This window comes from Alcanivorax sp. HI0044 (assembly GCF_001634945.1).
In genome coordinates, this window is the sequence record NZ_LWEZ01001237.1 from 1 (window position 1) to 8,178 (window position 8,178).

Here is an 8,178-nt window from a genome sequence, read left to right on the forward strand (position 1 = left end):
GTGGTGCGCCGTGAAGGGGGGCTGAACCGCAACCAGATGATGTACCTGATCGTGCAGGTTGCCAACGACGGTCAGTCATTACCGCTGGAACCCGGTGTGCTGGTGCAGGCGGAACTGCGCGGTGCCGCGACGCCAGCGGTGGCGGTGCTGCCCCGTTCTGCCCAGGCCGGTGACCAGTCTGTCTGGGTGCTGGACGACGACCAGCGCTTGCGCCGTCAGCAGGTGGCGATACTGCATCAGGACAGTGACAACCTCTACCTCCACGATGGGGTTAACAGCGCGACCTCGGTGGTGTTGGCCGGGGACCTGCAACTGCTGGAAGGCATGCGTATCGATCCGCGTCCGGCCCAGACTGGTCTGGCCCATAACAGCGAAAACCGTGGTGAGGGACATCCATGAATCGTTCCATTGCCTGGTTCGCCAGAAATGGGGCGGTTGCCAACCTGTTGATGATGACCCTGCTGCTGGCAGGGCTGCTGGCTATTCCCCATACCCGTCAGGAAACCCTGCCCAATGTGCCGCTGGACCGCATCGGCATTTATGTGGCGTACCCCCAGGCCACCCCGGAAACCGTGGAATCACTGGTCTGTACGCCGGTGGAAACCGCGGTGGACGATGTGGAGGGCGGTACCGAGCTGATCAGCGAATCCCGTGAGGGGTTATGCAGCGTGCAGCTGGATGTGCTGGAAGGGCATGACACGGGCGATGTGCTGGAGCAGATCCGCACGCGCCTGGATGCTCTGGATAACCTGCCCAAGGGAGCCGCCCGCCCGCGAGTGCAGGAGCTGATTGTGCGTAACCGGGTGGTGCGGTTGTTGCTCAGTGGCTCCTTGTCACGCACGGACTTGTACCAGCTGGGCAACCGGGTTCGCCGGCAACTTCTCAACCGTGATGCTATTTCCAGCGTGGATATTGAAAACCTGCCGGAACGGGAAATGGCGCTGCTGGTTTCCCGGGATGACCTGTATCGCTACGAGCTGACGCTGGATGGCATTGCGGCTGCAGCCAGCCAGAGCGTGCAGCGCATCGCCGGTGGTGTGCTGCGCAGCGACAAGGGTGACTGGCTGCTGCAGACCGGCGAACAGCCCGGTGATGCCCGTGCTTATGAGCAGCTGGTGATCCGACAGTCGGACCAGGGCGACTTGTTGAAACTGGGCGATGTGGCCCAGGTGCAGGACGGCTTTTCCCGGGACACCCAGGCCGCCTGGCTGGATGGCAAACCGGCGGTGGCGCTGGATGTGTATCGGGTAGGCGATCAGAACGTGCTGGATGTGGCCGGAGCGGTGCGTAACTACCTGGCTGAGGCGGACTTGCCCCCCGGTGTCGGGTTGCAGGTGTGGAGTGATGATGCCCGCCAGTTCAGTGAGCGCTCCAACCTGCTTTGGCGTAACGCCTTGCAAGGCCTGGTACTGCTGACGCTCATGCTGGCCATTTTCCTGACCCTGCGGCTGGCGGGCTGGGTGGCACTGGGGATTCCCGTGTGCATGCTCGGCGCCTGCGCCATGCTGCCGTTGCTGGGTGAGTCCTTCAACACCATCTCCCTGTTCGCCTTTATTCTGGTGCTGGGGATTGTGGTGGATGATGCGGTGATCGTGGGCGAAAGCATTGACCACCAACGCCGCCAGGGGCTGACCGGAGGGCAAGCCGCTATCAGTGGGGCGCAACGGGTGGCGAAACCGATTTTGTTTGCGGTGATGACCACGCTTTTTGCCTTTGCTCCCTTGTTGTTTCTGCCGGGGCCGGAAGGGGCATTGATGCGGGTTATCCCCATCGTCTCAATCACCATCTTGCTGCTGTCGCTGGTGGAGTCCCTGTGGATTTTGCCGGCCCACTTGAGCCACGATCGCCCGGCGCGGGGGCTGTGGCTGAAATCCGAACAGCTGGCCACGCGCCTGAACGATGGTCTGGAGCGCTGGCTGGACCGGCGCGCCCGGCCCATTCTGCGGCGCTGCCTGCATTGGCGCTATGTGCTGGTGGTGGTGTTCGTGGGCCTGTTTATTTTCTGCTGTGCGCTGGTCAACAGCGGCTGGCTGACCATGGTGCTGTTTTCCCGGGTAGAAGGGGATCGGGTGATGGCGGAAGTAGTGTTTCCCCAAGGCACCGGCGACCTGCGCCTGGCCCGGGAAGTGCGCGAGCTGGAAGACTCCGCTCATACCCTGGCTCGTCAGCTGGCAGAGGGCGTTGAGGGTGATCAAGCCGAGGCACCGATCCACATCGATGCGGTGTTTGCCGAACAGGGCGTGCGCCAGAAAACCTCCAACGCCCGTGATCCCGGTGCGCGATATCGGGTTCGGGTGACCCTGGCGATCAGCGGTGATACCAGCGCCATGCCGCCGCGGGAAATCGCACGGCGTTGGCGTGACCAGCACGGGGTGATCGCCGATGCGTTATCGGTGAAGTTCCATGCCAGCCTGATGCAGGTGAAGCCGGACATTCATATCAATTTGTTCCACCCGGATCTGGCTACGTTGCAGCGTATGAGTGAACAGGCGGCGTTGGCGTTGACGCGCATGGAGGGGGTTCATGAGGTGGCCAATAATCTGCATGCCCAGCGAACTATCGTGGATATCAACCTGCGTGAAGAAGGGGAGCGAGCCGGTTTGCGGGCCGAGCAAGTGGGGGCGCAGGTGCGCAATGCGTTCCACGGCATCGAACTGGACCGCTGGTTCGAGCAGGACCAGGAGGTGCCGGTGATGCTGCGGCTGGCCCAGGCCGACAGCCGCCAGATTACCGACCTGGAACGGATGCCGGTGCAACTGGCCGACGGTGAAATGACCGTGCTCGCCGCCGTGGCCTCGCTATCGCGTCGCCAGGCGCCAGCCATGATCAGCCATTACGATGGGCGCCGCAGCGCCACGGTGAGTGCCTTTGTGGATGAGCATGCCACGTCCCCGGCTCTGGTGATGGCGGAGCTGCGCAAGGCGCTGCTGGATCCGATGATGGCCGCTGACGATAAAGCCGGCTGGACGGTGGCGGGCAAGCAGGCGGCGATCAAGGACTTCCTGTCACACCTATCGATAAGCTATCTGATTGCATTGGCCGCAATCTTCTTCCTGCTCACCATTCTGTTCGGCGGTTATGGTCAGCCCTTGCTGGTGATGGCGGCGATTCCGTTTGGCCTGGTGGGGGCCTTTATGGGGCATTTTCTGCTGGGTTACAGCGTGACACTGTGGTCGCTGGTGGGAATCATCGCGGTGAGCGGCGTGGTGGTGAATGACAACCTGGTATTGCTCGATGCCATCAACGACCTGCGGGAAAAAGGCGCGTCGTTGCGCGATGCGGTGATTCGTGGTGTGAGCGGGCGGTTGCGGCCAGTGATGTTGACGTCCATCACCACCTTTGCCGGTGTCGCACCGCTGATGCTGGAAACCAGCGTGCAAGCCCGCTTCCTGATTCCCATGGCTGTCTCGCTGGCCTTCGGGGTGCTGTTTGCCACCCTGGTGAGCTTGTTGTTAGTGCCCAGCCTGTTGGTGATATCCAATGATGTGAAGGGGCTGGTCACCCGCTGGCTGGCCCGCTGGCGAGCACCGGAAGCATCGGAACAGGATACCGTGGAGATGGCCTATGAACGCGGCCGCTTGTATGCAGGGTGGGCAGGGGACAACCCGTATCACGATGCCGTGCTGGGCTCCGCCTGGGAGGCAGGCCGGCAGGATTACCTGCAAGGCCAGGCAGGCGCGCAGTGATGCAGGTTTCTGGCGGGGCTTGGTGCGTCAGGCTTTTGGCGTCAGCCGCCCAGCAAATCCCATGAACGCAAGAGGCCGCACCCCAAGCAGGGGCGCGGCCTCTTCGTTAACAGCAAGCGTTGCGGTGGTACGCGTTGTGGCGTGCCGCGTGGAGCCTGTTGAGTCTCTTTTTACGCCTTACCTTGATTGGCCACCGCTTCCGCTGCTTTTGCAGCCGCTTCTGCGTCGCCCAGGTAGTAGTTCTTGATGGGCTTCAGGTTGTCGTCCAGCTCGTAGACCATCGGCACGCCGGTGGGGATGTTGAGCTTGACGATTTCCTCGTCGGAAATGTCACCCAGGTATTTCACCAGCGCGCGCAGGCTGTTGCCGTGGGCGCAGATCAGTACCTGTTTGCCGGCTTCGATTTGCGGTTTGATGTCGCTTTCGAAGTAAGGCACGAAGCGGTCGACTGTGTCTTTCAGGCTTTCTGACAGAGGGATCTGCGCTTCGCTCAGGTCCTTGTACACCCGGAAGTTGCCGGCATAACGCTCGTCATCGCGCTCCATTTTCGGCGGTGGCGTATCGTAGCTGCGACGCCAGATATGCACCTGGTCATCCCCGTACTTGGCGGCAGTTTCCGCCTTGTTCAGGCCCTGCAGGGCACCGTAGTGGCGTTCATTGAGGCGGTAGTCACGGATCACCGGAATCCACATCTGGTCCATGTTGTCCAGAATGCTCCACAGAGTGCGGATCGCACGCTTGAGCACTGAAGTGTAAGCCACATCAAACTCAAAGCCGGCTTCCTTCAGCAGCTCGCCTGCGGTGCGGGCTTCCTCGCGGCCTTGATCGGTCAGATCCACGTCTTTCCAGCCGGTGAAGCGATTTTCCTTGTTCCATACGCTCTGGCCGTGGCGGACCAGTACCAGTTTCGTGCTCATTAGCGTTATTCCTGTGCGATTTCAATGCGGCGCAAAGAGTAGCAGAAATGCGCCGGGAAATTGAGCGCCACAGCCCGTATAATCGTCGCAAATTCTGTTGCCGCTGCCGGCAAGGCCTGTCCTGTGTGTTTTTTTGCAGACCATTTTGCCCTTTTCATGCGCAGCGATGACCTGTGAAAGCCGTTTCAAGGGCTTTCTCATTCCCGGATAAGGCGAAAACATGGCGTATCTTTGGTGCGAGGACAATCAGGCAATCAGTGAATGGCAAGGTGGGCTGACGGCGGGGACCCCGCTGTATCTGGACACGGAATTCATGCGCGAGCGCACCTTCTGGCCGCAATTGGCGCTGGTGCAGGTACACGACGGTGAACAAATTCGCCTGATTGATACCACCCGGGTGGATGGCCCCACACTGTCTCCGGTGTTTCAGCAGCACACCCTGGTCATGCATGCCTGCTCGGAAGATCTGGAAGCCATTGCCACCTTTACCGGCCAATACCCGGCTGCCATCGAAGATACCCAGATTGCTGCGGCGCTGAGCGGCGAAGATATGCAGTGGGGGTACCAGAAAGTGGTCCAGATGCTGCTGGGTGTTGACCTACCCAAAGGCGCAACGCGCACCAACTGGCTGAAGCGTCCATTGAGCGATGAGCAGCTTCACTACGCTGAAGATGATGTTAAGTATCTACCGGAAGTGGCCGGGATCCTCGCCGAGCGGCTCGATGGGCTGGGTCGACGGGGCTGGTGGGAAGAAGAGTGCGCACGCTTGCTGAACCAGGCCCGTAGCGAAATCCGGCCGCAGGACGCCTGGCGTAATGTGAAAGGCGCCGGTCTGTTACAGGGGCAAAGCCTGGCGGTGCTGGCGGCTCTGGCGCCCTGGCGAGACCAGATGGCGCGCGAACGGAACCTGCCGAAGAGTTTTGTGCTCAAAGATGCCCAATTACTGGATCTGGCCCGTGCCAGCCGCAGTGATCGGGGGCTGTTGGCGGATCTGGGTTTCCATCCCAAACAGATACGCCGCGATGGTGATGCGTTACTGACACTGATGGAAGAGGGCCGTCGGCAGACCCCGCCGGAGCCGCTGCCTGGGCCGCCGGATGCGGCCCAGAAGAAACTGGCCAAGACCCTGCGCAGCCGGGTAGGCGTGATTGCAGAAAAAATGGACATGAAACCGGATGTACTGATGCGTCGGCGTTGGCTGGAAGCCCTTATCCGCAACCCGGAGCAGGTGCCGGAGCCGTTGACCGGGTGGCGTTACAATATCGTCACTCAACCTCTGCTGGAGTTGCTGAAGTGAGTGAGGGAGTGCTGAAAGGTAAACTGTTTTGTTCGATCTACAAGAGCCGTCGTAAAAGCGGCATGTATTTGTATGTGGATCGCCAGAAAGGCCTGAAAGACGTGCCGGAAGTGTTGATGGGGCAATTTGGCCACGCTGTACATGTGACCGACATGATCCTGAGCCCGGCGCGGCCTCTGGCTCGGGCGGATGTGGAGCAGGTTATCGGTAAAATCCGCGAGCAGGGCTTTTATCTGCAAATGCCGCCGCCGCCGGATGAAGACCTGTTCATGGCCGATGGCCATCCGGATAAACCGGCCGGGCGTGATGCCTGACGTGACCCGGCCACTGCGTGCGCAGTTCTGGACCCTGCCGCTGAGCGAGCTCAATGCCCGTGAGTGGGAGGCATTGTGCGATGGGTGTGGCCGCTGTTGTCTGGTCAAACTGGAAGATGAAGACAGTGGCGAGCTGGCGTTTACCAATTTGGCCTGCCGCTTTCTGGATAGCAAAAAATGTCAGTGTCGGGTGTATCCGGAGCGTTTTCAGCGGGTCCCTGACTGTATTCAAGTGACTGAAGCCATTGCCCGGGATACCGACTGGTTGCCGTCCACTTGTGCGTATCGTTTGCGCGCCCATGGCCAGCCGTTACCCGGCTGGCACCCGCTGCTTAGCGAAAATGCGGGCAGCGTGAAGCAGGCAGGCATCAGTGTGGCCGGGCGCGTGGTGTCCGAGCAGCTTGTGCCGGAAGACGATTGGGAAGAGCATATTGTTCACTGGATCGACTGAATCCAGGCAAGGGCCTGGCAGTGGGTTCAATTACACGTGTAGGAGAAGTTGTGACAACACAAGCATATCTATGGGGCTGGTTCGCCTACCTGATCGGCAGCATCGGCGTATTGTTTGTCTGGTGGTGGCTGACACGCCCGCTGTCACGATGGGGCAAGGTACCGTTGCGAACCCTGTTGACGGCCCTGTTGCTGACCCCCTGGTCCGTTTCCCCGCAGCATGACGAATGGGCGCCGGCCTGGGTGGTCAGTCTGTTCGATGGCCTGGCCCAGGAGGATGTGAGCCTGTGGCGTGCTGGTGGGCCGCTGTTGGCCATGCTGGTAGTGGCATTGGTGGTGGCGGTGTTTGAACTGTGGCGGCAGCGGCGCAAACAAGCGGCCCTGTCGGTTCAGCAATGAGCCAGTGTATTTTCTGCCAGATCCAGGCGGGTACGCTGCCCGCCAGTGTGGTTTACGAAGATGAGCAGGCCATGGTGATTCTGGATCTGTTTCCGATCCGTGAAGCCCATTGCCTGGTGATCCCGCGTGAGCACGCGCCTTTGCTGGAGGGCCTGGATTCTGACGTGACACACCATTTGATGGATCTGGCACGGCGGACCATAGTGGCGCAGAAGCGCGCTGGCCTTGCCGTCAAGGCACATAACGTGGTGGTCAACGATGGTCGTGAGGCTAATCAGCATGTGCCCCATGTGCACGTGCATGTGATTCCCCGGCGCGGTGGCGATACGTTGGTAACGGCGCTGACCTGGGCAACCCGGCTACTCAACGTCTTCGGTATGGCGAAACGACGCAGACGTCTGGATCGCATGGCGGGTCTGTTGTCTGAGCATTTCCCGGATACACCCTGATTCCCGCTTTGCCTTATTGCTGCTGTGGCCTTGTTAACGGGCAGGCTTTCGCCAAGCGCGCACCCGAAGTGGCCAGTTCACGGTGCGTGTGTAAGGCCCCCACTGTTTTCGCAGCGCGTCACTGAATGGGGCGAGTGGGCTCTTCCCTGCCTTGGCGGCCTGCGTCAGGGCGGACCAGGTATCCAGATAACCAATGAACGCCTCCACGGACCATTCCCGTTTTATGGTGGTTTCGGCAAACCGCAGGCTTGGCCAATCCATCTGCGCGTCGGGATAGCCCGCCACCACGTCGGCCCGTTCCGCCGGCCACCATGGGCCCAGTGGGCCATCATGGAATGCCCTGACCATACCCTCCAGTCCTTCCACATCGCACAGGCCATAGCTGATCAGGGCCAGCACGCCGCCGGGTTTCAGAACGCGCTCAACCTCGGTAAAGAACGCGGCTTTGTCGAACCAGTGAAAGGCCTGGGCGACGATGATCAGATCCACACAGGTATCCGGGAGAGGAAGTTGATGGGCCTGGGCTGCCAGAAATGCGGAGGCTGAAGCTGGCGCTGCCTGAAGTTGCGGGAGACTGATATCGGTGCCGATCACGTGCTGGAAGTGAGGTTCCAGGCCGCGGCTGGCCTGGCCGCTGCCGCAGCCCACATCTACAGCAATATGGGG

General features: G+C 60.8%; 8 protein-coding genes and 1 pseudogene. 7 read left to right on the forward strand and 2 right to left on the reverse strand.

The window, feature by feature from the left end; genetic code table 11:
- Window positions 1-399, forward strand: a pseudogene (locus A3730_RS31810) (efflux RND transporter periplasmic adaptor subunit); the annotation flags it as partial.
- Window positions 396-3,686 carry an efflux RND transporter permease subunit gene (locus A3730_RS17555; RefSeq protein ID WP_063538565.1) on the forward strand — a complete coding sequence of 1,097 codons (3,291 nt, stop codon included), beginning with the start codon at window positions 396-398 and terminating at the stop codon, window positions 3,684-3,686. The pseudogene A3730_RS31810 and the gene A3730_RS17555, both read left to right, overlap by 4 nt.
- 170 nt (window positions 3,687-3,856) lie before the next feature.
- On the opposite strand, the gene gpmA is transcribed toward A3730_RS17555, so the two are convergent.
- Entirely contained in the window at window positions 3,857-4,603 is a 747-nt protein-coding gene (gpmA, locus tag A3730_RS17560) for a 2,3-diphosphoglycerate-dependent phosphoglycerate mutase (RefSeq protein ID WP_063520996.1), read from the reverse strand.
- Between the two features lie 220 nt (window positions 4,604-4,823).
- Between gpmA and rnd the strand changes: the two genes are divergently transcribed.
- From rnd to A3730_RS17585, 5 genes are read left to right on the forward strand one after another with little or no spacing between them, the layout of a single operon-like run.
- Complete coding sequence (rnd, locus tag A3730_RS17565) at window positions 4,824-5,900, forward strand: ribonuclease D (protein WP_063520997.1); 1,077 nt, start codon at window positions 4,824-4,826, stop codon at window positions 5,898-5,900.
- Entirely contained in the window at window positions 5,897-6,214 is a 318-nt protein-coding gene (locus tag A3730_RS17570) for a YcgL domain-containing protein (RefSeq protein WP_231880701.1), read from the forward strand. Before rnd ends, A3730_RS17570 begins: the two co-directional genes overlap by 4 nt.
- Window positions 6,207-6,665 (forward strand): YcgN family cysteine cluster protein, encoded by a 459-nt coding sequence (locus A3730_RS17575; RefSeq protein ID WP_063520998.1) that lies wholly within the window; start codon window positions 6,207-6,209, stop codon window positions 6,663-6,665. The genes A3730_RS17570 and A3730_RS17575 overlap by 8 nt, the downstream gene beginning before the upstream one ends.
- A gap of 50 nt (window positions 6,666-6,715) precedes the next feature.
- A complete protein-coding gene (locus A3730_RS17580; protein WP_082872440.1) occupies window positions 6,716-7,063 on the forward strand; it encodes a hypothetical protein in 348 nt (115 codons plus the stop codon).
- Entirely contained in the window at window positions 7,060-7,512 is a 453-nt protein-coding gene (locus A3730_RS17585) for an HIT family protein (protein WP_063520999.1), read from the forward strand. The genes A3730_RS17580 and A3730_RS17585 overlap by 4 nt, the downstream gene beginning before the upstream one ends.
- Window positions 7,513-7,545: 33 nt before the next feature.
- On the opposite strand, the gene A3730_RS17590 is transcribed toward A3730_RS17585, so the two are convergent.
- On the reverse strand, window positions 7,546-8,178 hold a 633-nt coding region (locus tag A3730_RS17590; protein ID WP_063538567.1), incomplete at its 5' end, for a class I SAM-dependent methyltransferase.